Below are 25,333 nucleotides of genomic sequence, written 5' to 3'. Positions count from 1 at the left end.
GACGATATTTCGAGTGAATATTGAAAGGTCTTGCTAATGAAGTCCAATGGCGCCCAAAAGCATACGCACCAAAATGTTGTGTATCTTGTTTCGCCGTCCCGCGAATCTTTAGCATGCTCGATACGTCAGATTGAGATCAGTGGGAAAGAATCTCGTAAACTTGCACTCTTTCCTTCAGAGCTTTCAGACCTCTCCAAATAACTATTGGACCAGGAGGAGGGTCTGTTTTTCTGGACTGATATCCGCCCAACCTCGCTAGCATAATCACAGCCTCGTAAATTGAAGGCGGATCAGTCGGAATCTTCTCCATTCGTTTGGTGCTTATTGCCAAAACCTTCCATTCACTTTCTGTGAATGCAGCAGTGCATGACATTGCAGGAGAAGCTCGCGAAATTCTCGAAAGATACAGTATTCGATAGCCTATAATTGCCATCAAGGCCACGTAGCGAAACAATCGGTCGGCTGATCCAAGTCGGCACTCTTCTATTCGCAGTCCTGATTTTAAAACCTTGAAATAGGTTTCAATCATCCAATGTGCTCTATACCAATCGATAATTTTCTTGGCGTCTTCCACGGTGTGGACTGGTTCCGTTGTTAGAAGTATCCAGTGAAGTCGATCACCGCTGACTGACTTGACTTCTTCTGCTTCGACAGCCCAAAGCCGCATGCTGGAAATCTGCGAGACCCTCGCATATTTTTTTAAATTGGGCGATATGCGACAACTAAATGGGAAGAATTTTATCTTCAGAGTGACTGGAACGTTGCTTTTGTCGTCATGCTTAGAGATTACAGCCTTGATTGTTCCCTTTGCTGCCGAAGAATCCAATTTGGAATAGAGAGTAGTCGAGCGTTTGAAGTAGTCATGGATCAGTCGATCCGTTCGCGACCTGATTATGAAGCCATCCCCCAATTCGATCGCTCTGCCCATCAATACATTGTAGTCCGCTTCGCGGTCTGCAATTGTTATGATTTTTGCCCCGCTTCCATTTGCAATCGCCATGGTTTGTTCAAGGCTGTCCACCCATTTGATAGACTCCTTCTCATCCGCTGTCAACAATTGCCGCTTGTTGCGCCGAGTCACTCGGCAGTCTGATTTTTCAAAAGGTCGATCCCGTGCCCAACAATGATGACTGAAAATGCCGAGAGGAAGTCCCGCAGAACTAACTGCGAGGCACGAGTGAAGCCATATCCCGCGATCGCCTGAGGTATATACCCTGCCCATTTCGCCTAGCCCTTGAGTTTTCTTATGGCCACTGTAAACCAACAGTGAGCTGTCCTGAATCGCAAGAATTACTTTTTCATTCTGAATTCTTCCCATCAATCCCACTTGATGACTTGAAAGCACTTCATCAGCATCGACCTTCTCGTTCCTAAAAAAACGATATGCTGCTTTCAGTTCTGCTTTGGAGTTCATAGCTTGATTCAGGCTTGAATCAGGGCTGGCCATGAGCCTTTTTGCTGTCAGAAAGAAGCGCTTGGTAAGCCGATGATCGCCAAAGTCCAGAGTGGAAAAATCTGAGTCAATCCAGCTGACATAATCATGCTCATTACTCATGGTTCTTACCTATCAACTTAAAATCGTCGATGTGAGGTAAGACTTTAAGAACTCAAATGGAAATGGGAAGCTGGGAATTGTGGGTACTAGTAAGAAAAATGTATGCTATCCGGTGCGACTTGTCTAGACTAGGTCCTTGGCCATCAGCACATACTGGTGTTCCCACAGCGTTTTGCCGTGACGGGCAAACGATTCGCTGGTCCAGCCTTGAAAGACCAGGGCCGAGATGTAGGCATCACTGATATCGGTCGGTAGATCCTGGGTGATCGCATAAAGCAGGGCATTGCTGAGTCCCTGCCGACGGTACTGGGGATCGGTGGCAGCCGTTTTTAGAACCAGGGTTTTCTGCGTCTGACCTGCATGAGGCGGCTCTAAAAAAGCCAGAAAGAAAGCGACGGTACGGCCTAAAGGTTCACAGGCCATGTACAGAAAATTTTCCTTGCTCGATTTTCCCTGCAGGTAGCTGCGGGCAAAAGCCTCGAAGCTCAAAGCAGCAAACAAAGGATTATCAGCAAAACCAATCTGGCTCAACCGGTGCAATTCAAGCAACGCGCCGCCCTGCAGCTCCTTACCCGTGATCGGCCGCAGCGAGAAACCATTCTCCACCACCCGCTTCCAATCCTTGTAAAGATAATCCTGCATGGTCTTCAAACCGACCGTCGCGGTGCTATGATAATGGGCCCAGGCTTGAAAACCCGCGGTTTTGAACAGCTCCTGCAGGCGAGGTTGCGATTGCGGTTCCCAATCCAGTTGCAGGGGATGCTGATCCACACGCAATCGATAGGCGAACCAGGTGCTGCCATTCATCGGCCCCACCCATTTGCGTCGCGACGGATGTTCCAATTTCTGCAGGGCCTGCTGAAAGCCTTCCTGCAGCATGGCATCAGGCGCATCCGGTGCCATTGCAAAAAATCCGAGGCAGGTCGTGCCTTCGTCAGGCAAAAAATCATGTACAAGAAATCGCAGAATGGGCTTATCATCCTGATAAATAACAACGATCTGCGCACCTTCATTACCGAGATTCGCGAGCAGAGTCCGCTCATGCTCAGGGCTGATGCGAGTCGGATCATGGACGCCGAGAGCGTACCAGGCGCTTTCATGATCAGCCTGCTGAGGCTGTGCAATCGCGATCATCAAGCCCATGGATCACCTCAATATGGTAATTTCACCCTTGCCTGCATCCAGGCGCACGCGATCGCCAGTCTTAAGGCGCTTCATCAAACCGCCATTCACACCGACGATGGTCGGCAGACCCAGTTCCCGCGCGACAACCGCCGAATGTGACAGCAGGGAACCTCGTTCAATCAAAAGCCCGGAGCAGGATGGGAACAGCGGTACCCAACCTGGATCGGTCCGCGACGTGACGAGAATATCACCATTGATACCGGCCGCGTCAGCTAAAGTTTCCACCACCCGCACAGTGCCTTCGACGACACCGGGACAGCAAGGCGTTCCATGCATTTTATCCGGATCATCACCCACTTCCTGGAGGCTGCGCAACAGGTCGGCTTCCAGCAAAACGCTCGGCCAGACCAGCGAAAATCCCACAGCCCCGTAGCTGATAAAACGCTCGGGAGGTGATGGAGTACGGCGGTAGTCATCAAACTCCGCCTTGCGGATGGCAACGATTTCCCCGAGGCGGGTGGTCAAACCACGGCCTTCCACAAAGGCAATGATTTCATCGATGCTGAGATAGAAAATATCCCGTTCGTCCTGCAAAAGGCCTGCTGCCACGAGCTGGGCGCCCATGGCTCGGAAGAGGTGTCGAGTCAAACCAAAGCTCTTGGTCCGAGCAAAGCGCAGGTTCTCGCGGTTTTTAACGGCACGGCGCGCTTCCTTAAGTACAAAGTTATAAACGCCGCGCTTCCAGCCACGCAGATTTTGATCGACGATAGCCTCAGCCTTCGAGCGAATCTCACGCTCGCGGACTTCCATATCCTCCGTTTGGAAGGACTGCATACGCATGTAACTGACCAGGGAATGAATCAGGAAGCTTGGATCATCATGCAGATCCGGTTCTTCCAGTTTCAGTTCGTTCACGCAGCGGAAACCGAAACGATCCAGGAACTCGGCAAAGTCCTTGGCCGTGCTGGTGTCCTTATAAGTTCCACGCAGTCCGGCGATCACCTCAGCAACCGGCGTACTGATAAACCAGGCTTTAAATGCTGGATCGCCGACATCAATGCGTTTGGCCAGACGCAGGAGGAATTTGGTGGGCTCGGTACTATCGAGGCCACCCTCACCGCAGAGCAAATCATTCTGCAGGGATTCCGTATCGGCGCCCTGAATCCACTGACCGGTCAATTTTTTCAAAAGACCGAAGAAGATCATGCACAGATAATCATTGATAATCGGTGCCTGCCACTTTTTCAGAAAGCTGTTTTCCAAATGGAAATAATAGGCCAGCTGCTCGGGCAGTGCCATGGCTCGCATATCCACCGCGCGGGCTTCGTCATAAACGCGGTTAAAATCCTTGAAGAACACCGCGATGATGCTATCGATTTTGCGGAAGCGGTAAAATGTTTTGGCCAGCAATTTGATCTTATCGAAGAAACCATACTGCGGCGCCGCACGAATGCCATCAAAGACTTTTTGCAGGTCCGGCCCCAGTTCCTGCTTCACACCCATCATGGTTTCCATGAAGGTTTTGTTGCTCGCTGTCCCGGGCAGGGCCAGAACCAGTTCATACCAGTTTGCGAGGTTATAGTAGATACGGCCACGCAAAAGACCGAGGAGGTTGCGGAACGTGGGGGCCATATCCTCAACATGCTGTTTGGGAACGCCCATCACATCCATGAATTGAATATAGACCTGGTTATAAGCCCGGCTGGCAAAACTAAAAGTCAGGGGTGAGGTCACACCGGAATAGCTTTCAATGATATTCGAATTATCCCACAGAAAGGGCTGCAGCTTTTTCTCGTAGGATTGATAGTAAACTTCCGGCGGAAGATTGGTGATAGGACGGGTTTGCACCAGATACAATTCATCCTTTTCAAGCACCCATTCGATATCCTGGGGACTGCCGGCCATGCGTTCCACCTGGTCAGCCAGGACGCCAAGCTTTTGGATCTGGCTGGCGGAAAGTGTCGGTTGAGTGTGCATCTCTGGTGGCAGGCTGACCTTTTGCAGCCCACCATTCGGATGAATTTCCAGCGCTTCCGTCTTGCTCGCGATATCCTGCACCACCTCGCCTGAGGCGCGGGAAAGTTCAAAGCTATCGGCCGCAAGGAGGCCGCTGACCAACCCCTCGCCGGCACCGAAGACTGCGGATATTAAGATCTTATCGCGATCCAGAACCTTGATCGGATGTCTTGTGAAGAGGACGCCAGCACGATCCGCGTGGAGCATTCTTTGGATCACCACGCCCATGGCGCTGTTCTGGATTTCGAGTTTATTTTGGAGGCGGTAGTGCAGGACCCGATGCGAGAAGGCCGAGGCCCAGCAGCGTTTGATGGATTCTATGATCTGATCTTCGCCCTTTTGAAAAAGGAACGAAGAATACTGGCCGGCAAACGATTGCGCCCCACCATCCTCATCCAGACCACTCGAACGCACAGCTACGAATTCATTTTGAAATCCGTGCTCTTGCAACGCCATCCGTAAGGCCGTCAAAACCTCGGCTGGCAGGGGCTTGTCCAAAAATGCGGCAAGGACCTCAGCTTCAAACGCTTCGGTAGCTTCCGCGCGTTGGATCATCGCATGAAAATGATGCTGTTCCAAAAAGGCCTGCAGCGCCATGCGACCGAGAGCGAACCAGGGCGGCACGGGAAAGTTCTGTTGGCTCAGAAAGGCCAGGTTACGGGCCTTGCCGCCACTCTCCAGGGCCTGGAGCTTCACACTATCCTGAGCCTTCACAATCCAATACTTCATGCCAGCTCCCTAAAATTCTGCAGGCAACAGCCCTGGCGATTTGTTTTGCAAAAGCGTCATACTTCATTTTAGTGTGAACTGGCAAGCCATGAGCCGCAATATTTACCAAGAATCATGAAGGCTCTCGCGTGAGCTACCGCAAACCGGAACAAGTTCGCATATTTTGACAAGAGGCGTGGACTGGTATAGTAAGCGGACACAACTGCTGGGGGATTTTTTCATGACAGGGAACGCTTACTTCAACTCCCTGAACTATTCGATCGCCAACGAGGATGTCGCTTACGAGCTGGGCATCTGTCGGCAGATCAAGCCTAAAAAAATATTGGCCATCTGCGGCAGTGGGGCCAGATTTTTACCGTTGGCTTCCACGCAACCCGAGAAGATCACAGCCCTGGACCTGGCCACCCAGCAGCTGGCCCTGGCCGATTTGCGGCGGAGCGTCATGCAGCATTATCCGCTGCAGGATTATCAGCGCTTTCTGGGTTATCCTCCGTATTCCACGGGCGAGTTCAAAGCCGAACGCGCCGCCTTATTTGCCGAACTCGATATAAGGCCGTCAACGCGCAGCTATTTTCAGGAGCTGTTTCGTCAGATCAACTGGGAAGGCCTCCTTTATCAAGGACGCTGGGAACAAACGTTCATCGGCATTCCGAACAAGGTACGGCTCCTGGTGGGATCAGCCTATGATAATATTTTCCAGTTTGAGACTCAGGATGAGCAGGACCGTTTCTTTGCGGAAAAGCTCAACGACCGCGTCTGGTGTTCCGTGCCAGCGGCCGTCCTGATGCTGATGGGCAATGCCACGTTCTTTAATACCGTGCTCTATCGCGGCAGTTTTGTGCGCAAGAACATTCCGGATTCCTATTTTGATTTTTATTCCAGCGCGTTCAAACGTCTCTTTGCTAACGGCTTAACTCGCGAAAACTTCTTTCTGCAGATCTGCTTTCTGGGACGATTGCAGTATCCGGAAGGCAATCCTCTGGAAGCACACCCGGATATTTATCCCAAAGCGCAGGCCGCCCTGCAGGCCGGAACCGCGATTGAATTGGTGGAACGCGACATCCTCAGTTTCGCAGCCAAAACTCAGGAAAAATATGATTTCGTTTCCCTTAGCAATGTTCCCAGTTATTTTTCCGGTGCTCCGGAATCCAATTATCTGCAGTCCTTGACCCGCTGCCTCAACCGTGGCGCTCTCGTGGTGGTTCGCTGTTATCTGCGTGTTCCTCAAGGGACAGATACCTCGGGCTTCATCGATATGAGCCGCGACTATGATGAGCTGGCTGCCAAGGAAAAAATGCAGATGTACCGTATTATTGTGTACAAATACATCGGCTAGAACGACCATTCTGCTTCACACAGAACCTTGCTCTCCCCTTCCCACAGTTTCGTCTGGACAAGTTTCCAAGCGATTCATTACCCTCGCCACAACAAATCCGTTTGCGACAGAAAAATTCGGGGGGAACGATGGTTCATTTATTGGCCGTGGGGCTATTTATGCTCACCTGCTGGCAGCAGGCTTTCGCTCAAGCCGATCCACAGAACTGGATGCGTGATATTTATGGGGACAAGCCCGATCGGGCACTCCGCAATATCATGATTCCAGGCACACACGATACCGGCACCGATCAAATGACCAAAAGTTCCAGCCTATCAAGCACCCTGGACGGAGTGCTCAAGATCGCTCCAAAATCAGCCGTCGTGTCCTGGTCCAAGACCCAGGATCGTTCGATGCTGCAGCAGCTGCAAGATGGCATTCGCTACTTTGATCTGCGTGTGGAAAACACCCCCCGAGGTTGGATGACTTATCATGGCCTGCTGTCCAATTCGCTGACGCATATGCTCGAGGAACTCGCGATCTTTGTGAACGCCCATCCTCGTGAAATCGTTCTGCTCGATTTTCAATCCTTGGTGAATTTCAATAATGATCACACCGCCCTGATCAGCTACCTCGAGCAGCACCCTGTGTTAGGCCCGCGCGTGGCAACCTGGGACCGGTTTAATGCAGGCGTGCGTCTAGGGGACCTGTGGGACGCGGACAAGAGCCTCATTCTGCTCTTCGGCCAGCGCCGTGTGCGTTCGCCCGATGGCAGCTTCGGCGATTCGACCTTTGTGTGGCCTCGGGTCCTGCAGAATCCCTGGTCCAATACGCGGCATACGGCCAAGGTGGAAGAGGACCTGATGAACGGCATTCGGCAGCGACCGACTGATATTTTTTATGTGAGTCAGGGCGTGCTGACGCCTGATGCCCATGTCGTGACGCTGGGCTGGGCCAGTGGGATTACAAGCCTGCGGGATATGGCGGTGAAATGGATGAATACAAAATTTGCTCACTTGATCCCGCGTCTGCACGATGAGGCACGCAAAGCCGGCAAATCGGTGAACATCATCATTGCCGACTTTTACCAGCACAGTCCTTTGGTGGAACTCTGCCTGAGATTCAATGAGGCGGATGCGGAACAACCCTAGGCGGGTGCGAAATAAAAAAAAGGGGCCAGGAGGCCCCTCGTACTGTCTTACTTATCACCCAGGAACTTCAGGGTCTTACCCACAAAGTTCTCGCCCAGGAACACAGGGCCGTGGTTGGAGCCGTTCACCTTCCAGAGACCAACTTTGGTTCCATTCGCACAGTCATCATAAATGTACTGATCAGTCTCCGGGAAAATGCCAAGCGTCACATAGTCAGTGAAGTCACCGATGATGGTGGGTTTGCCATTTTCGTCGAGACCCGGTTCCAATTTAATCAACACGAGGTTGAGGCTTCTGGGATATTCAGCATAACTTTGGCACTGGTTACGTTCAGCCCAGCGTTCCACAGTCTGGTGGGCACCTGGATAGGCTTTGCCACCAGCTTGGGCATCGAACGGCACGACGGAGTCCTCAGTCCCATGAATCTGAAGAATTTTAATCGGAGTTGTGGTTTTGCAATCGGCGGCGTTGGCAAATTCGGATCCCGCAACTGAAACCACGCCTGCGAAGACACCGTTGGTATCACAGGCCAAACGATAGGACATGAAGCCGCCATTGGAATGGCCATAGAGATAGACCCGTTTACTGTCGACATTGTATTTGCTTTTCACTTCCTGGACCAGATCCTGGAGGTACTTGGAGTCATCGACATCTTTGTTATTGGTCGCGCAACATTCTTCGGTTGCGTTCCAAACCTGCTGGCCGTCTGCACGTACAGTCCCATCCGGCAGCAAGAGCAGATAATCATGGAAAGGCTGGCTGCGGCTCAGACCCAGATAAAGATCGGTCAAGGCCGCGGTATTGCCCCGACCATGCAAAAGCACGATCAAGGAATAACTTTTCTTGGCATTATAGAAATGAGGAAGTTTAAGAACGGCTGGACGATCACCACCGACCTTGACATCTTTAGCCTGTAGAGGCGCGGCCATAGCTAGTACTAAACTGAAGAAAGCGATTGCTTTTGATACCATCGTCATCCTTGGTTCCTCTCAGTGTGTTGTGGAGCGTTTTCATTGGCCGGATTAAACCGTGGGACGACTCGAAAGTCAAAGGTTTTGTGCAATCTATTTTCAGTCAAGTCATGAGGAAAGCAGGATCAATTTATACCTGTATTCGCAACGTTGATCACGAATGCGGATCACTCGGGCAACATTTGTGAGCGGCTTGGAGACGACCAGGCCTTCAGATGCGTTCCTTGCCGCTTCGAATGTTCAATGTTTGCGTGGAATAGAGGCTGGTTGCGCGGGGAAAGGTTAGACGAAGAGTCAAACCGCGCTGTGCATTGCGCCTTATACTGGCCGTTCCCTTGAGCTTCACGGCAGCCGCCAGGACAGCCGCTGTGCCGACACCACGGCCGCTGGTCAATGAGACAGCTGTGGTGCTGCTGACCCCCGATTCGAACAGCAAGTCGAGAGGATTTTCAAACGTGGCCAGGTCCAAACCATACTTGTGAGCCAAGGATTGGAGTGTCGCGTCGTCAATGCCATTGCCATTGTCAGTCAATTCGATGATCGTTTCCAAAGGCTCATGCCAGGCTCAGCTGCAGCTGGACCTTGGCCGCCGTGATTTGATTGCGCATGCGCGGAAACACAAATCCGTGGTCGATGGTGTTGGTGATCGCGTGTTGCAGGGCCTCACTCACAACTTCCAGGGCCGATGAATTCCAGCCGATCACACCATCTTCAACCTGGAAGAAATCGAGCTCGATTTGATGTTTCTCCAGCAAAGAATAAAGATTCAGGCGGGTGTGACTCGCAACGTCGTAGAGATTTTGAAAGGAGTGGGACGAGGTTGAAGTGTTGGTGCCGGCCATTTCCTCGACTATCTGCAGGCTATTTCTGAAGTATTGCTCCAGACCTTTCAGTTTGGACTCCAGCTCACCAGCCTTGGGCGCTTGCATCAACGTTTCAATCACATGGATCCGGGCAGCGGCGTCCTGAAGTCCCAGCGAACGGGCCACACCCTTCAGCATGTGCAGATCAAACAGGACAGACTGCGTATGATGGCTATCCATCAATTCCATTTTGATCAGAGATTTTTTGAAAAAGTTTTCGACCAGCTGTCGACTGCTTTTCAGAATGGCCGCCACGATTCCCATGAGCGCCTGGGCGCGTTCATGCTGTTCGCTCTTAATCCGATCATGCAGACGATGGAGAGTAATGTCGCGCGCCATAAGGAGGAGACCCGTGATCAACCCGTCTCGAATGAGAGGCTGCCAATTAAGGATCAGCACCTTACGTTGACCGGAAAAGGTGAATTCCAGCTCGCGCAAAATCTTATCAGAGTTCACATCCCACTGCAGCTCATGAGCTCCAAGGGTCATTTCCAGCGCGGAACGGCATTGATCGATCTCATCCCGATCATGATGAGCAGCCGAGAACAGGAGATCGAAAACATTTTGGCCGAGGATATCAGCATCAGAACGATGAATGATGGATTTGGTGTATTTCGAGAAACCCTCCTGGATTCGGCCGCTTTCGCCGATGACGAGGACCGCTTCCTCGACGATATCAAAAACAGTCTGCAGCCGCTCTTTTTGCTCCGATATCGTTTGAGCGGCTTCGATGTACTTTTGTTCGGAACGATAGCTTTCATTGAAAAAGCCTTTGACGATCAGGACGGAGAGCGCCAGCGCCTGGCCGCTGATGACCGCTGTGAATGCTGGGATAAGGCTCTGGTTGGCGACCTGGAAAAAGGGGGCCAGAAATCCAGCCGCTAGGTTGCCCGATACCAAAAGCACGACACTGGCGACGACCAGCGCATACAGGACCCTGGATTCGTCGCGCCCATAGAGCAGAAACAAGGCAATGGTCATCGGGAAACCATAGACGATGACCTGCAGTTTTTCATCGAAACCGGCACAGGCCACTGCAACAGTAAACATAATCGGTACGTAAAGGACGGTTTTAGCCAGGGTAAAGCGGTCCACTTTTTCCAGCTTGAGACAACCTATGAGACCCAGCAGCTCGAGAAACCAAACGTCAGGGAAATAAGGTTAAGCGCCTGCACGCCGCAGCCCACGTTCGTCATACGAATTTTTTTAATTTGTTCTGGTGTCAGACCCGGATAATCGGTCGCGTAATCCAGAGCTTTGGATAGGATGGCTTTGGCTTCCATCAAGCCACATCCAATTTATAATGCATACAGGGGAACACCAGATGGATTTCGAAGGGCACACAGGACTCCACGTCGGCTTGGGTCTGCAGAGCCAGAACCATGGTACCACCGAGGTCTTCGACATATTTCTTGATCGCCCCCATGCCGATGCCCCGGCCTGAGATGTGAGACACCTGATCCGCTGTGGAAAAGCCTTCTTTCAGAATCAAAGGCGCCAGGTCCTTGGGTTCGACCCGCATGGCGTCCTGGATCAATCCAGCCTGCACCGCTTTACGCCGAATCGTGGCACAATCCAGACCTCGACCATCGTCGCGGTAAACGAGCTCCATCCGATCGCCGCGGGTTTGAACCGTGACACGGATAAGGCCAGCTTCGGGCTTACCAATGGCTTGACGGATCGCAGGTTTTTCAATCCCGTGGTCCAGGCTATTGCGGATCATATGAATGAGAGCGCCATGAACCACGCGCTGCACGTCGGGATTGAAGCAGGTCCCGTCGGCTTCAATGCTCCAGCGAGGTGTGGGTTTATCCACCGCCCGCGCCACCTCTTCGAGGTCGCTGGCAAAACCTTCCAGCACTTGACCGGCAGGCACGAGGCACAAGCGTTCCAGATCACGACGATGGCCTGTTTTCAAGGCGTTCCAAACCTTATCCAAAGAAATAGCCGAGCGATCCGAAGTGGGACGCGGCGAGAGAAATTTTCGGCTGAGCTGATCGTAGGCGCTCAGAATGCGGCTGCATTCCTGGATCTCGCTTTCAAGGTTCGAGATTTTTACCGATGCCAGGTCTTGCTGTGCTGCCGTCAAGAGATCTTCAGTCTTATGCAGCGCATCGCAGAGACTTTTGAACCCGAGCGACCGGGCTATACCCTTCATGGTATGGCAATGGATATAGAGCTCCTGGCGATGCGACGACTCCAGCCTGGACACACCTTGTAGCGTGCTCCGACAGGCATCCATCATGGACGTGAGGTCTTTGAATTTGCTTTCCAGGCGGCTTGAGTCGACTTCCATCAGCTCACGAATCGCCTCGATATGGCTCCGCTGCTGATCGGACTGCTCGCGCAGTTTTCTGATTTCCGTGACATCCCGTGCAGTCACCAGAATTTTTTCAATCAAGTCGGCGGCGTCAAGGATAGGATACCAATCCAGTTCAATGACTCTTTGCTTCTCATCTCCCTGCCCGAGTAGCATTTCCTTCGGCAGACGGTCCATGTTAGCTTCAAAATTAAAGCCATCACTGCCAATGCAGATTTCCACGACGGCTTTCACCTGACGCACCTGATCCTGGCCCAGATTCGAGCGCTCAAACAAGAAGTCAAACGCATCGGCACTGCGAAGTACGGATTTGCCAAACATGACTTCCAGATGGGCGGAGTAATCGGGATGAATGCGAAAGTCAGCTCCCTGGATCGACAGGATGCCCTGGCGGATGGTCTTCATAATCGATCGAATGGCTCGGGTTTTTTCTTCCACGATCTCATTGATATGCTTGATATGATGCTGAAGCTCTTCATTGAGTTTTTCAATCCGCACACGCGCTTGCGTCTGGTTGATGTGAATTTGATCGCCGATAGCCAGCGAAAGAAGGACAGTCTGCAGAGCTGTGCTGCCGAAAAACGGCCAGAACCCAAACTGGGCGTCCAGGAAGTCCTGCGCCACCAGGGATTCCATCGTGGCACCAACGACAACATTCAGAAAGCTGACGAGATAGAAGTAGGCTGGACGGTAGCCTCGCCAGGCTGAAAAAGCGGCCACCACGAAGCAGAGGAATAGCGTAGGCTGAATCACCAACATGCTCAGGTAAAAGCCGGAATGAGGTGCAAACAGCGACATGACCGCGCCTGCCACACCGAGATAGGATAGGACTCGGAACACCTTCGCCATTCGAGGCTGACGTTCCTTGAGCTTCAGAAATTGAACAGTGAAAACCACCAGAAAGAACATCATGCAGAACATGAGTGGAATCCAGGTGTAGGCGAAGAAGGCCTTGGGGCCAGCAGGCGTCATGCGACCCAGACCTGAATAAAAAGTCAGCCATAGCAGGGACGAGAAGAGAAACCCTACATAGGAAAGATAGGCCTGTGTCTTCATCATGATGAACATGAAAATATTATAGAACACCATAATCAGCGTGAGGCCCATGAACATACCCAGCAGCCATTCCCCGTTCCATTTCAAAGTGGCAAAAGCTTCTTCGCTCCAGACTTTCACGGCAAATTTTACGGCCCCGATATGCTGCATCCGGAAATAAATCAGGTGGCGGCCAGGTGGTATTTCAAGCCGCAATGTTGGATTTCTGAAAGGAAGGGCGCCGGATTCCTTTTCTTTATAACCAAGGACAAAAGGGGATCCCAACTGGTTATTCAAAAGCGGATAGACCCTGAAAGAATCGCTCGGGTAGGGATGCTCGATAAGGAGAACACGGGGCGACGAACCGGGGTTCTAAACAGCCCAGCGAAACCACAGGGGATGCGGGGTAAAAGCCAGGTTGATGACCGGTTTCTGACCGGCAAGGATGGGCCATTCGGCCCAGCGGGATATGACCTCGCTCACATCGAGTTTGCCGCCCGTGTCTTCAAAATATTCCACCGACTCACCCATGAACTGGCCGTCAAGCTTCTGCGCGGCCAGGTTAAATGGGATCGGGGTGGCCGCCTCTCCACGCTGGGAAAGGTTCATCACCATGGCAAGGCAGAGCAGAATTGAATATTGCAGGACATTCATGAACTTGGCTCAACCTCTGGCTATATGAGGGCAACGCAATCAACCTCATGGCTTCTTCGGGTGAAACCGGGCTTGGCCTAAGGTCGCCGCTCTTGAGCTTTTCGCTCATAAGCCGTGTTTGGCCAGAGTGTATGAGGTTTTGCGTGAACCCTGCCAGAGGCAAGCTGCACTAAAATTCCTGGCGCATAAGCTGCAGGACTTTGATGAACTCATCAGGGTGTTCCACGTTGGACTTGCCAGCCAGCTTCGTGATCAGATTCTCGACGCGCTGACGAAGGAGCGGATTAAAGGTCGAAAGGTTTTTATAAGCCATGTACCAGCTTCCAAAGATGCGCTGGGAAGCCTGATTCTCAAAGACTCGTTTGATATCCACATGCCTGGGATCACGCGCGATCCGATCCATGGTGGCGTTCACCAAGTCGGCGGGACCTTCCAGGAGTTGAAGAAAGTAGCCGGAGTTGTACACCAACATGCCTGACAGACCTTTGGCCTTATTATTTTTTTGCGAATGATCAATAAGCTGGAAGAGCTCCGCCTCTTCAAAAGGCTCGGTTGCCCGACTGAGATAAGCTAACTGAAAAAATTTGGTTTCCAAGGCGGCCTCCTTGCCATGCAATACCCGGTTATCCGGACAATTATAGCATAGACCAGCCGCTTTTCACCCAGGCTTTCCCACGCATCAGGGCGTTTGCGAAGGGTCATCGCAGATGATTTCAGAATTCCCATGCTCCTCGCAGATGATGCTGGCCTCAACGAAACGGCCGTCCTTGGACGAGCCCAGGATGTTCGGTGAAAAAAGAATGCCGTCCTGCCGAGCTATGCGGATTTTTTTATAAAAGACATTGCGCCAGTAGAAAATGCCCCACTTGCCTTCACAAATATTGTCCTTATGATTTTCCAGTTTCGTCACTTCCAAAATTGTAATCGACGCGTCCTGCAGGATCACTTTCTGATCCACATAGGCCCAATCTTTGCGAATACGTTCCGTCACGGAAATTTCATTTTGGATATGGCCATGCGCTATTTTCACTGTAGCCATTCCATTGCTACAGTATTCCTGAAACGATGAGGCCTGAACCGTCGTGCCCATCCATAGGAGTCCAAGGAATACCTTATTCACGTTCCCTCCTGGGTCGTTGCATGATGAAACATTCAGTCGGATTATTTATAGCATTAGCACCAGGAGGAGTGTAGACGAGAAGCTACTCAGGATCTGGAAACCTTCAGCACGAGTTTAAACGCACGCTTCAATGGCTGGATACTAGAACCTCCAGTGGGCTGTCAGTCCCAGGCGATCATAAGCTCGAAGCCTTGTGAAATAGCCCTGGGGCGAGGACTGGAAAGCCTCCCAGGCCAGACCGATTTCCCAGGCCGTTTTTATGTGACCCGTGACTTCGTAACGCTGATAGGCATCATGGTGCTGAACCCTTTGCATCAGGTGGACCAAAGGTTTCAGGCGCTCATTCCAAAGGCTCCACTGGCCCTGCGCGATGATCCAGCCCAGGTCGCGATCGCGGTCCAGTTGACTTTTCTGATGACTGTACCGTAGCTCGCTGCCCCAGAAAAAATGATCACCCCAGGTCCCATCCAGACCAACCACAGCCTGGTCCCGGGCAAAATCCAAAAGATTATGGGCCGGCAGATCGTCGGAGGTGGAGTGCAGGAACTCACTGCGCAGAACCGAATTGTCCCAGGCCTGACTCACCGTAAATCCAAGTGAGCTCTGCATCGGAAAGGTTGCATCGATGAAAGGTTCCATGGTTCGCATCTGGAGGCTCATCGCCGGTGTCCTGGCCCGATGTCGCATGGCATAGACTTTCATATCCCAGCCCGACACCCGATCCCCACCTCGCACACCGAACTCGGTCAGCCGACTTGCATCGTTATTTTCGATGGCAACATTCTGCCATTCTTTGGGCAGAAGACTCTGTGGGGCCATGGGGCTCGCCCAGGCATCGATGACCGTACTATCCCGCGACCAGCCCAGCAGGACAAGGGGCACGGCCAGCTTTTGATCCCCGCGAAGCCAGTACGAGGGATCACGCAGATCGCGCGGATTAATAACATCAATGAGGCTCGGTCCCAGCGTTTCGCCCCAGCTCACGGTTTGCCAGCCGACACGCGCATTCCATTGATCGCGATAGGCCCGCACCAAAAAATTCTCGACACGGGCTTCCGCACGTTCATCCGGATCCTCGGCCGCATCGTATTGAAAAAATCCCGAGGCTTCGTAACTCCAAAGCACTCGACTGTTACCCAGGACCTCATCCTCGGACTTCGAGGCCAGATGCAAACGGGAACGATGATGCACCCAGGGATCATCACGCTCGGGTTCACGAATGGATTCCTGACTCAGACCGCCCGACAGTGTTGCGAAAACCAAGAGCAAGGATTGCATCAGAGCCCCAAATTACTGGCTTGAAAGATGGCGTCCGGAAACTCCGCATTTTGCAGTGAGATAATTTCCAGAATGGAATATTCACTGCTGCGTTTGGCGTCCTCGATGCGAATCGTCTTCGGGCGATCCGCCCCGGCCATCGCACTGTAGGCCTCGAAAGTGGCCAATTTTAAAGGGTCCCCGGCCATGGTCAAATACTCAGCCTTGCGCGGTTTGAAGCCGTCCTTGCTGACCCAAAGGCGGATCTTGTCATAGGTCAGGCCTTTTTTATTGGCCGTCAGAAACAGCTGCCAGCTGTCCTTGTCATCCTTTTCCAGAATGGGCTCATAATCGCCGCTCAGGCGCATGCGGGCAATATCTCCGTTGGCGGCCTGACCCGTAAGTTTCTGCTGCAGGCTCACACGCACAGCCCGTTTAAGATTCGGAATAAAAGCCCACATATCCTGCTCCACCATGAGGAGGGCGTTGGCTTTGCTATGCGCGGCTTCCAGTGTTTTGATCCGCGTGCGATCCTTGCCTTTGGTTTTCACCTCGAACCGTGAGAGCGTTCCATCATGGTCTTTGACCGTGACCACCATGACAAAGGATGACGAGGGATTGCGAACCTCATCCGCTTTTTGCAAAATTTCGCTCGGGCTGGGACCTGCCGCGTGAAGTGGGAGGGAACCCGGACCGAAAGACAGGAGGAACAGAAATAGGATTTTCAAGGGCATCAGCTGATCTCCTAGCGATAACGTAAAGCGGCCGCGATAGGCATCCGGACCCGACCTGAAGCTGCCAGACCTGTGGCAAGAGCCGCCGTCACAGTCCCCAGAAGGCAGGATACCACCAGCATCAAAGGTTGCAGTTCAATTTTAACAAAGAACTGCCGGGTCAGACCAGGCGCAGGTGGCATCAAAATTCCTTCCTTCAGAAGGGTGATGTTCAAAAGCCAGCCTAGAAGGATACCCAAAATCGAGCCGATCAGACCAATGAGAGTACCTTCCCACAGGAGGAGCACAAGCACATCCCGTGCCGATTCACCGTTGGCTCTGAGATGGCCAATCTCGGTCGTCCGTTCCAGCACCGTAAAAGCCATGGTATTGCCAATCCCTAGCGCCACGATCAAAATAATAATCCATTGAATCACAATGAATTGCTGACCCAGCCAGTCCACCGCGTGCTGGTAATACACCTTATCCAGCTCGGCAAAGGAGGTCAGATCCAGTTCTGGATGCTTATTACGGATCATCTGCGACACAGTGGGCCAGTCTTCATCCCGATGCAGCCCGAGCGCTACACTTTCGATCCGATCCGTATCCAAAAGCGGCGCCGCTGCGCCACGCTGAATTCGAAAATGACTGTCGTCCAATTCCTTCAGACCAGTTTGAAAGATACCGACAAGAGTGAAATCCGCTCCGTTCAAGCTGCCATGCACCGTATTCGTGAGGAGTGTCACACGACCACCGGGTTTGACGGCTAACGCGCGGGCCAGGCCATGGCCCAGTATGATGCCGTTGGGCTCATCGCGCAGCGTCTGACCTTCGACAATATTCATGGTATTAAAAAAATCAGCTTCCACGTGACCATCAACAGCCAAACCGCGCCCAGCTACGTTCAGCTCAGCGGCCTGCAGTATGGCTGGAAACTCAATGCGGGGAAAGACGTGACTGACACCAGGCACCTGAGCCAATTCCTGAATCAATGTCTGCGGCTGTTCAATCCAATGCTCCCAGGGTTTCTCGAAGATCTGTTCACGATAACCCTTGGTATTGACCTGGCCGTGACCGTATTTGGCATGAATGGTGTTGTCTTTGTACTGGCGCATGACGCCTTTATTAAAGCCGTCAAAGAGAAACAGGGCGGTCACCCCAAACCCAACTGTTAGAAGTCCCACGAGGCTGCGCCGATAATTGCGCAATAGATTCAGGAACGCGATTTTAATGAGCATCGGCTTGCCCTCCAGCCTGCAGGTGACCGTCCTTAAGATTAAGAACGCGGCTCGCATAGGTGCGGGCCAAGGGATCATGGGAGCTGACGATAATGGTGCGACCTTGATCACAAAGATTTTTCAAGAGGACGAGAATACTGCGGGCTGTGTCTTGATCCAGACTCGCGGTGGGTTCATCAGCCAGAATCACGGCAGGTTGTTTGGCCAAAGCCCGGGCAATGGCCACGCGTTGCCTTTGACCGCCACTCATATCCTGCGGCCGCTTCTCCCGATGTTGCCAGAGATCGACAGCCTCCAACGCTTGCTGCACGCGGGTCCGACGTTCTGCAGTCGGCACGCCTTGACGAGTCAAAAAGAATTCGACATTTTCCGCCGCCGTGAGCACATCAAAGAGGTGAAAGCTTTGGAAAATAAAACCCAATTGAAAGCGTCTCAGCTGATTTTTACGGGCTTCATCGATCGCCTGCAGGTCTTGACCATGAAAAAAGATGCGGCCCTTTTGCAAGGGTTCGATCAGACCCAGAAGATTCAGCAGTGTGGATTTGCCGGAACCGCTGGGTCCCATGATCAGACAAAATTCACCGGCTTTGATTTCAAGGTTCACATCATGCAAAGCAGGGAATGTTTGCGCGCCCTGCTGATAGCTGTGGGAAATGTGCTGACAGGAATAAAGAGAGGTCACGGCGTGCCCTTTCCTGAGAGGAAGAGAGCCGCAAGCACCGGCCCCCAGATATGAACCAGGAGCGAAACACTGGCGAGGCCTTCGGCAGCTTTCGGTTTGTTTTCACCCCACAGAGCGCAGCCGATCCAGGTGCCGACGGCGACCAGGATATAAGGCCAGCTGCCGCTGATTGAACCACCGGTTTTCAGAAGAACACCCGCTAGGGCCACCGCAGTGGTGATGGCCATCAGACTCAGCGCTCCTTTGCGACCGTAAACAAAACGATAGGTCCGCAAAAGTTCATGGGCCTTGGGATCCAGCTTGCGAGCTATTTCATAGGTGAAAAATGCGCCTAAAATCATCACGCCTGACCAGATCGCGGGCCGACTGTCCAAATTGCCCACGAGATGCGCAGCGGATAAAACCAGGGGCAGGATAATCAGCTGATGTGTGGTGGCATAAAAAAAAGGGCGGGCTTCCAGCCAGCGGCCACAGAAGAATTCCACATACATCAGATAAAGCCAGACTGTAGTCAACAGCCAGAAATAAGCAGCATAGGTTAACCCTTGGCTGATAAGCACAAGTCCCAGCACAACCTGCAAACTCAGGCACAACCAGATCACTTTCTTGGCCGTTGGAACCTGCACCAGCCCTCGTGGCAACGGCCGTTCCGGGTGGGCCGTGATATCCTTTTTATAATCCTTCACTTCATCCATCAGACGCAGACAGAAGAAAAACAACAGGATCATGACCGGGCCGAGGATGCGGGCCATGGAGTCAAGTTCGGGCGCAAGCGCCAGCTGCCCCTGCCAGGCCATGCCCACGCTCAGAAGCAGATAAACCGGCAATGGAAAACGTTCCTTGATATAGGTCAACCACGGTAAATGCATGAGGCTCCTTTAAGACTGGCGTCCCGATCGATACGCGCCTGATGACGTCGATCGCGGCGAATGGTGGTTTGATAAATGCTTGTCACATCGGGACAAACGCTGCGAATGTTGCTGATGCGGACCTTGGCCTGGTCAGCATAAACCGCACGCTGGCCGTCCGCTGCGCGACGGATGAAGGCCTTACTGCTGCCGATGGCCGCATAAATACGTTGCTCGTCGGCAAAGTCTTCCGGTGGCTGATGATCACGGCCTTGATACCACCAGCCGCGCGCCTCCTGTTCCACCCGATCCCCGAGTCGATGCCACAGTCGTCCTTCAGCATCCTTGTGCTTATGCAGTCGATTGGCTTCATCATCCGCAAGATATTCCGGACAAACATGAGGCCCATGAATCCAAAGCTGGTTATCCTTCTCCTTATGTTCCAGCCCACTCCAAGGCTGGCCTAAAAATAAGGTTTGAAAATAACCGCGCTCGCGACTCCAGCGCACGGCCTGACGCGCATCACAGGTTGCTACGGGTTCCGCTTCGGTGCTGCCATAGACGTGCGTGATCATGGCTTCGGGCCAAAGAGCAAAGGCTCTTTCGAAAATTGCACAGTCCGTCTGGGCTCCGCCTACGTGCAGCGAATGAAGTTTTTTCAACTGGGCCCTTTGCATAAGGCGCAGAAGAAAGGCTGGTCCACAGGTCGAGGTTTCCGGCTGCAAATGATCCGGGAGATCATCAAGCTGGGACAGGACGTTGTCGCGAGCTCGTGCGGGAATAACGACCGAACACCGTCCATCCGCAAGATTCGCCAGCGCGAAATTGGCAAAAATACAGAGGTCCGCGCCGGTATGCTGATCAAAATGCAAGGCTTCATTCAAGGCGCGATGCTGAGCCCGCAGGTACCCGTGCGTGCGCACCATGCCCTTGGGTTTCCCACTGGTGCCCGACGTGAATGTAATAATGCAGGGATGGTCATCATCCAGATTCTGGGTCACCGCGGGATCCGCACGACCTGATAACAGTTCGCGACTGGAAATCCAATGCGGAATGCGGCGAACCCCTGGAATGCGCAAACCCCAGAGCCGACCGAGTCGACCCGTCAGGAACGCTTTGGGCTGAACCGTGGCAAACACATGCTGCAAACGATCGAGCGGCATCCAGGGTTCCACTAAAACAGCTGTAATGCCGGCACGGGCCAGGGCCAAAATACAGCCATAGAGAAGGTGACTGAGATCAATGAATAGCAGCACCTGATCCCCGGCCTTCAATCCCTTCTGATGCAAAACTCCAGTAATTTTCTGGGCGAGTTGATCCAACTCGCGGAAACTACAGGGGCCCGAACGGGGCAGCCAGAGCGCAGGCTGGTCTTTTTTTGCAAGGATTTGGGAGTCGATGAGTATGGCCGCATTCATGTGCAATTCCCCTGGCGTAAGGCATCAGCGCACCATCATAACAATTCTGCGCCAAAGGGAAACACGAGAAGGGCTTCAGCCCTCGCTTTTCAGCCACTCGAAGAGTTTATAGTGCTCATCGGTCATACCCAGGCGCCGGTAGGTTGCTTCAGCCTGAGTATTTTTTTGATCCACATACAGGCGGATCCCAGCCAGATCGGGGGTCGCCTGCACCTGCTTCTGCAGGAAAGCATACAAAGTTCGGAAGACACCGCTTCGCCGAAATTTGGGCACAACGTAAACGGAATGGAGCCAGAGCACATGTCGGGCACGCCAGTCGCTCCATTCGTGTTGCACCATGGCACAACCTACTGGAATGTTGTCATGCGTGACCACATAATAGGCGCCTTCGTCGGGCCGCTGCAGAAAACTTTGAATGCCGCGTAAGACGGTGGGTCGATCCAGCCGCAGACCTTCGGACTCCATAGCCATGGTGACCTGAAAGTCGCTTAAAAGTTCAGCTTCCTGCATCTGTGCCGGGCGCACGACGTAATCAAGGGGCATCCTTGAATTTTCCTTCCAGCGCGGCCAGGCGCTCTTCCATGATGCGGATTTTTTTGAAATGATCCTTCATATGCCGCATGTAAACCACACCACGCTTCCAGTCACCGGCTGGTTCGGCAGGGAAACCCACATAGGTCCCGGCCTTATCGATATTTTCAATGACTCCGGTTTTAGCTCCGATGCGCGTGCCGCTGGCCACATGCAGATGATCGGCAATACCGGAGTGCCCTCCCATCAGCACCCAGTCGCCGACTTTGGTGGATCCGGCCACGCCGCTATAAGCGGAAAACATGCAGTTTTCTCCAACTTCCACATTGTGCCCAATATGAACCTTGTCGTCGAATTTGCAGCCCCGTTTAACCAGCGTTTCGCCATTCGCCGCCCGATCGATCGTAGTGGAAGCCCCACATTCCACATCATCCTCGATCCGCACGATGCCGATCTGTGGGATTTTACAGATCTCACCGCCGCTGACCGCAAAACCAAATCCATCGGCACCGATCACACAACCCGCATGAAACAGACAGCGCTGACCGATGCGGCAGCCGTAATACACGACAGTCTGAGCATGGATCACGGTATCCGCGCCGATCACCACATCCTGACCAATATAAACGTGGGGATAGAGCACCACGCGATCGCCTAGCACGGTTCCGCGGGAGACATACGTATAGGCTCCCACCGTCACGTCCTGGCCGAGTGTCACGCCCTCTTCGATAATGGCGGTCGGATGCACACCCTGGGGTCCATGATCGACCTTATGAAAAAGCAAAGCAGCCTTGGCATAAGCAAAGTGCGGGTCCTTGTGCAGCAACTGGGGCCCTTTGAATTGTGGCTGCCGCTCCTTGGTGATCAAAGCCGTGGCTTCTGTGCTGGCCACAAATTGTTGAAACGCTGTGCTGCCGAGAAACGTAAGATCGCCCGGTTTGGCCGTTTTGATGCCGGCTACACTTTGAATCTCGGCATCACCGCCGTCGGCATGGACGACCTCGACCTTAAGGTAAGCTGCGATTTCACTGATCCGCATCGCGTCGCTCCTGTACAAATCGATCGACCAGGAGGGAGGCACAGCCCACATAGTCAGCTGGCGTCATTTTCAAAAGTCGATCCTTGACCGTATCCGGTATTTCCGGACATTTCCGAATCAACTGATGCAAGTCATCGGCCGTTACGGTCTGACCGCGGGTGGCATTCTTGAGACGTTCGTAGGCATCGGCAATTTCAAAGCGCCGCATGCAGGTTTGAATCGCCTCGCCCAACACTTCCCACGACTGATTCAGATCGTCCGCTATGGCTTTTTCGTTGGCGCTGATTTTGCTCAGACCTTTGAGGAATGATTCATAGGCGAGCACGGTATGACCGATGAAAGTGCCGAGCGTCCGCTGCACGGTGGAATCGGTGAGGTCGCGCTGCCAGCGGGAGATCAAAAGTTTGTCGCTATAATGGGTCGCCAGACTGTTGGCCACACCAAGATTGCCTTCCGCATTTTCAAAATCGATGGGATTGATTTTGTGCGGCATGGTCGAGGATCCGATTTCTCCGGCCTTGGCCTGCTGCTTGAAATATTCAATGGAAATGTAGGACCAGATATCACGGCTCAAGCCAATCAGGATCGTATTGAACCGTTTGATGGTCTCGGCGTATTCCACCATGCTGTCGTGATTTTCGATTTGCGTGGTCAGAAGATTCTGCTTAAGACCCAGGCGTTTTTCGATAAAGCCTTTGGTCAGATAAACCCAGTCGACATCCGGATAGGCGGCAAGGTGCGCATTGTAGTTACCCACCGCACCGCTCATCTTGCCTTCCAATTCGACGGCAGCCAGTTTTTGTCGCTGTTTCCACAGGCGATGGGCGAACACAGCCAATTCCTTGCCCAAGGTGGTAGGAGATGCGGTTTGTCCGTGCGTGCGGGAGAGCATGGCCAGGTTTTTATACCGTAAGGCCATCTCTTCCAGCTGGGCCACGATGCGATCCATCGTCGGAAGGACTACTTTTTGCCGCGTTTCGTGCAGCATCAGTCCATAAGCCAAATTATTGATGTCTTCCGATGTGCAAGCAAAGTGGATGAACGCCAGAATCTTGGGATTGGCACCCGCCGCGGCGAGGGTTTCCCGCAAATAGTATTCAACCGCTTTCACATCGTGATTTGTGGTTTTTTCCAGCTCTTTAATGCGCAGAAGAGCGGCATCCGGTACGTTTCGGCTCAACTGCTCCAGACGTTCACGCACAGGCGCGGCCAGCTCGAACTCACCAGGAAGAGCAGGATGATCAACCAGATGGAGGATCCATTCAGCCTCGACACGGATGCGAAACGACATAAGCCCGGCTTCACTCAGCAAGGGGGCCAGATTTTCAAGTTTGGAATGATAACGTCCATCAATAGCAGAAAGCGCAAAGAGTTGGTCCTGAAGAGATCGTGTCAAGGAAGGCTCCTTATTGGCACAAAACGGATAAAATTTAATTAATTTAGAGACATATAGCAGCTCTTTGATGATTTGCGACCAATTGCGACCACCTAGCGAACTAAGTCGCTTTCGCCCACATTCCCTGGGCCAAATTAGTCAAAGCGCTATTTGCCCGCTTAGCATATGTCTTGATTGCCTTGTCTGAAATATCGCCTAAGAGTTGTCCAGCGATACCATAATCCCCTCCAGTAGCATTAAAGATTTCGCAAGTCCACCCATGGCGCATGACATGAGTGGCGGTATATTTGAAGCCAGCCAATTTGAATGCTCTGTTGTACCTATTTCTAACTGTGTGATATCTGAAAACATCTCCGTACTCATTCTGGAATATGTAGTCTTCCAGACTTTTCCCCACTCCGTCTCCGTATAGCTCCGCCAAAGTCTCAAACGTCTGGGGAAACATTGGCATCTCCTTTATTCCGCCAAGAGAATCCGAATTTTTGAATCCTGGATCAACGATCGGAAGTTCCCCTTTTTCTACTGCATAGACAACATGCTGATCTATTTGAATCCGCGACTGTTGGGGATTCTCCCAGTTGAAAATAACATGCTTCCACTTCATCGCTGCGACTTCTGAAATTCTCAGGGCCTGATAATACTGGGTCGTCGCCAAGTGCTTCAATATAGCGCCTTGTTTCAACTTCTCGATTTCAACACGAAAGAGACGGAATTCTTCTTCCTTCACATCCTTTTTCTTGGGCGTGCGAGAAATATTCAGCTTCGAATCTCTCCAGTGACGATCTTTGATCGGATTACGGAAGTTAGTATCTTCTTCATAATATTCGCCGTAATACACCAAAATAAGCTTGAGAATCATCAGCTCGCGGTCAAAGCTAAGACGCCTCTTGGCCTGAGGATAGTTGCCCAGATTAGCTTTCCTATCTGCAAGCCACGCGTCAATGTCTTTTGACGTAATCGAGTTTATCGGGAAAACCGATAACAATTGAAAATGTCTTTCAGACACCGCTTGATATTGTATCCTAGTCGCTTTACGCAAAGTGGGGAATTTGCGCTCCTTCCATTCAAACATAGTCTGCTGAAACGTAGGACAGCTGACGAGTCTTGAGGAGGCAGGAATTGCCCGCGATTCAGTTGCAGGAATACCAATGAAAGACTGCCAATTTCGCGCATCTTCGAGACTCTCAAAGTATTCAGACTTTCTCTTCTTCTTCCCCCGGAATGTGTCAGCATTTTTGGGACAGCGCTAAAGAAAGTTTAAGAAACTTTTCTACCCGAGTACGAACACGGACTGTCGCGTGACTGGGATATTGATTCCAACTCGATCCTGTGGAATCGCAAGCTTGGGACCGCGCTT

23 protein-coding genes are annotated in these 25,333 nt (G+C 52.3%); 2 read left to right on the top strand and 21 right to left on the bottom strand.

The window, feature by feature from the left end:
• Positions 1–136 precede the first annotated feature (136 nt).
• From VE954_RS04290 to VE954_RS04280, 3 genes are all read right to left on the bottom strand, one after another.
• Positions 137–1,555: an IS4 family transposase gene (locus VE954_RS04290; RefSeq protein WP_324950016.1), complete on the bottom strand. Its 1,419-nt coding sequence runs from the start codon at positions 1,553–1,555 to the stop codon at positions 137–139.
• A gap of 123 nt (positions 1,556–1,678) precedes the next feature.
• The gene (locus tag VE954_RS04285; protein ID WP_324950014.1) at positions 1,679–2,698 is read right to left on the bottom strand and encodes a hypothetical protein; all 1,020 of its coding nucleotides are present in this window, start codon (positions 2,696–2,698) and stop codon (positions 1,679–1,681) included.
• Between the two features lie 3 nt (positions 2,699–2,701).
• Positions 2,702–5,425, bottom strand: a complete 2,724-nt coding sequence (locus VE954_RS04280) for a PEP/pyruvate-binding domain-containing protein (RefSeq protein ID WP_324950012.1) — start codon at positions 5,423–5,425, stop codon at positions 2,702–2,704.
• Between the two features lie 220 nt (positions 5,426–5,645).
• Here VE954_RS04280 and VE954_RS04275 point away from each other — a divergent pair, with 220 nt between their 5' ends.
• Together VE954_RS04275 and VE954_RS04270 are read left to right on the top strand one after the other, a co-directional pair.
• The gene (locus VE954_RS04275; protein ID WP_324950010.1) at positions 5,646–6,761 is read left to right on the top strand and encodes a DUF3419 family protein; all 1,116 of its coding nucleotides are present in this window, start codon (positions 5,646–5,648) and stop codon (positions 6,759–6,761) included.
• A gap of 128 nt (positions 6,762–6,889) precedes the next feature.
• The gene (locus VE954_RS04270; RefSeq protein WP_324950008.1) at positions 6,890–7,891 is read left to right on the top strand and encodes a hypothetical protein; all 1,002 of its coding nucleotides are present in this window, start codon (positions 6,890–6,892) and stop codon (positions 7,889–7,891) included.
• A gap of 47 nt (positions 7,892–7,938) precedes the next feature.
• Here the strand turns inward: VE954_RS04270 and VE954_RS04265 are convergent, their stop codons facing one another.
• The 18 genes from VE954_RS04265 to VE954_RS04180 all read right to left on the bottom strand — a co-directional run bounded on the left by VE954_RS04265 (position 7,939) and on the right by VE954_RS04180 (position 25,048).
• A complete protein-coding gene (locus VE954_RS04265) occupies positions 7,939–8,868 on the bottom strand; it encodes an alpha/beta hydrolase family esterase (protein ID WP_324950006.1) in 930 nt (309 codons plus the stop codon).
• Positions 8,869–9,073: 205 nt separating this feature from the next.
• A complete protein-coding gene (locus VE954_RS04260; protein ID WP_324950004.1) occupies positions 9,074–9,412 on the bottom strand; it encodes an ATP-binding protein in 339 nt (112 codons plus the stop codon).
• A 4-nt stretch (positions 9,413–9,416) separates the two neighbouring features.
• Entirely contained in the window at positions 9,417–10,820 is a 1,404-nt protein-coding gene (locus tag VE954_RS04255; protein ID WP_324950002.1) for a PAS domain-containing protein, read from the bottom strand.
• Positions 10,821–10,840: 20 nt separating this feature from the next.
• Positions 10,841–11,008, bottom strand: a complete 168-nt coding sequence (locus VE954_RS04250; protein WP_324950000.1) for a hypothetical protein — start codon at positions 11,006–11,008, stop codon at positions 10,841–10,843.
• Positions 11,008–13,296: a 7TM diverse intracellular signaling domain-containing protein gene (locus tag VE954_RS04245; RefSeq protein WP_324949998.1), complete on the bottom strand. Its 2,289-nt coding sequence runs from the start codon at positions 13,294–13,296 to the stop codon at positions 11,008–11,010. Before VE954_RS04245 ends, VE954_RS04250 begins: the two co-directional genes overlap by 1 nt.
• Positions 13,297–13,452: 156 nt before the next feature.
• The gene (locus tag VE954_RS04240) at positions 13,453–13,734 is read right to left on the bottom strand and encodes a 7TM-DISM domain-containing protein (RefSeq protein ID WP_324949996.1); all 282 of its coding nucleotides are present in this window, start codon (positions 13,732–13,734) and stop codon (positions 13,453–13,455) included.
• A gap of 169 nt (positions 13,735–13,903) precedes the next feature.
• Complete coding sequence (locus tag VE954_RS04235; protein WP_324949994.1) at positions 13,904–14,329, bottom strand: BLUF domain-containing protein; 426 nt, start codon at positions 14,327–14,329, stop codon at positions 13,904–13,906.
• An 84-nt stretch (positions 14,330–14,413) separates the two neighbouring features.
• Positions 14,414–14,854, bottom strand: a complete 441-nt coding sequence (locus VE954_RS04230) for a hypothetical protein (protein WP_324949992.1) — start codon at positions 14,852–14,854, stop codon at positions 14,414–14,416.
• A 141-nt stretch (positions 14,855–14,995) separates the two neighbouring features.
• Positions 14,996–16,132 (bottom strand): hypothetical protein, encoded by a 1,137-nt coding sequence (locus tag VE954_RS04225; protein ID WP_324949990.1) that lies wholly within the window; start codon positions 16,130–16,132, stop codon positions 14,996–14,998.
• Entirely contained in the window at positions 16,132–16,845 is a 714-nt protein-coding gene (locus tag VE954_RS04220) for an outer membrane lipoprotein-sorting protein (RefSeq protein ID WP_324949988.1), read from the bottom strand. The genes VE954_RS04225 and VE954_RS04220 overlap by 1 nt, the downstream gene beginning before the upstream one ends.
• 11 nt (positions 16,846–16,856) lie before the next feature.
• Positions 16,857–18,062 carry an FtsX-like permease family protein gene (locus VE954_RS04215; RefSeq protein WP_324949986.1) on the bottom strand — a complete coding sequence of 402 codons (1,206 nt, stop codon included), beginning with the start codon at positions 18,060–18,062 and terminating at the stop codon, positions 16,857–16,859.
• Complete coding sequence (locus VE954_RS04210; RefSeq protein ID WP_324949984.1) at positions 18,052–18,744, bottom strand: ABC transporter ATP-binding protein; 693 nt, start codon at positions 18,742–18,744, stop codon at positions 18,052–18,054. The genes VE954_RS04215 and VE954_RS04210 overlap by 11 nt, the downstream gene beginning before the upstream one ends.
• Positions 18,741–19,613 (bottom strand): UbiA family prenyltransferase, encoded by an 873-nt coding sequence (locus VE954_RS04205; protein WP_324949982.1) that lies wholly within the window; start codon positions 19,611–19,613, stop codon positions 18,741–18,743. Before VE954_RS04205 ends, VE954_RS04210 begins: the two co-directional genes overlap by 4 nt.
• Positions 19,595–21,010, bottom strand: coding sequence for an AMP-binding protein (locus VE954_RS04200; protein ID WP_324949980.1), 1,416 nt, complete (start codon positions 21,008–21,010; stop codon positions 19,595–19,597). Before VE954_RS04200 ends, VE954_RS04205 begins: the two co-directional genes overlap by 19 nt.
• 75 nt (positions 21,011–21,085) lie before the next feature.
• Entirely contained in the window at positions 21,086–21,553 is a 468-nt protein-coding gene (locus VE954_RS04195; RefSeq protein WP_324949978.1) for a GNAT family N-acetyltransferase, read from the bottom strand.
• A complete protein-coding gene (gene lpxD, locus VE954_RS04190) occupies positions 21,543–22,580 on the bottom strand; it encodes a UDP-3-O-(3-hydroxymyristoyl)glucosamine N-acyltransferase (RefSeq protein ID WP_324949976.1) in 1,038 nt (345 codons plus the stop codon). The genes VE954_RS04195 and lpxD overlap by 11 nt, the downstream gene beginning before the upstream one ends.
• The gene (gene purB, locus VE954_RS04185) at positions 22,567–23,976 is read right to left on the bottom strand and encodes an adenylosuccinate lyase (protein WP_324949974.1); all 1,410 of its coding nucleotides are present in this window, start codon (positions 23,974–23,976) and stop codon (positions 22,567–22,569) included. The genes lpxD and purB overlap by 14 nt, the downstream gene beginning before the upstream one ends.
• Positions 23,977–24,076: 100 nt before the next feature.
• Positions 24,077–25,048, bottom strand: coding sequence for a tyrosine-type recombinase/integrase (locus VE954_RS04180; RefSeq protein WP_324949972.1), 972 nt, complete (start codon positions 25,046–25,048; stop codon positions 24,077–24,079).
• Between the last annotated feature and the right edge of the window lie 285 nt (positions 25,049–25,333).

Source organism: Oligoflexus sp. (assembly GCF_035638955.1).
Lineage (GTDB): Bacteria > Bdellovibrionota_B > Oligoflexia > Oligoflexales > Oligoflexaceae > Oligoflexus.
Note: the sequence above shows the minus strand (reverse complement) of the source record. Positions and strands in the feature narration are given on the sequence as shown.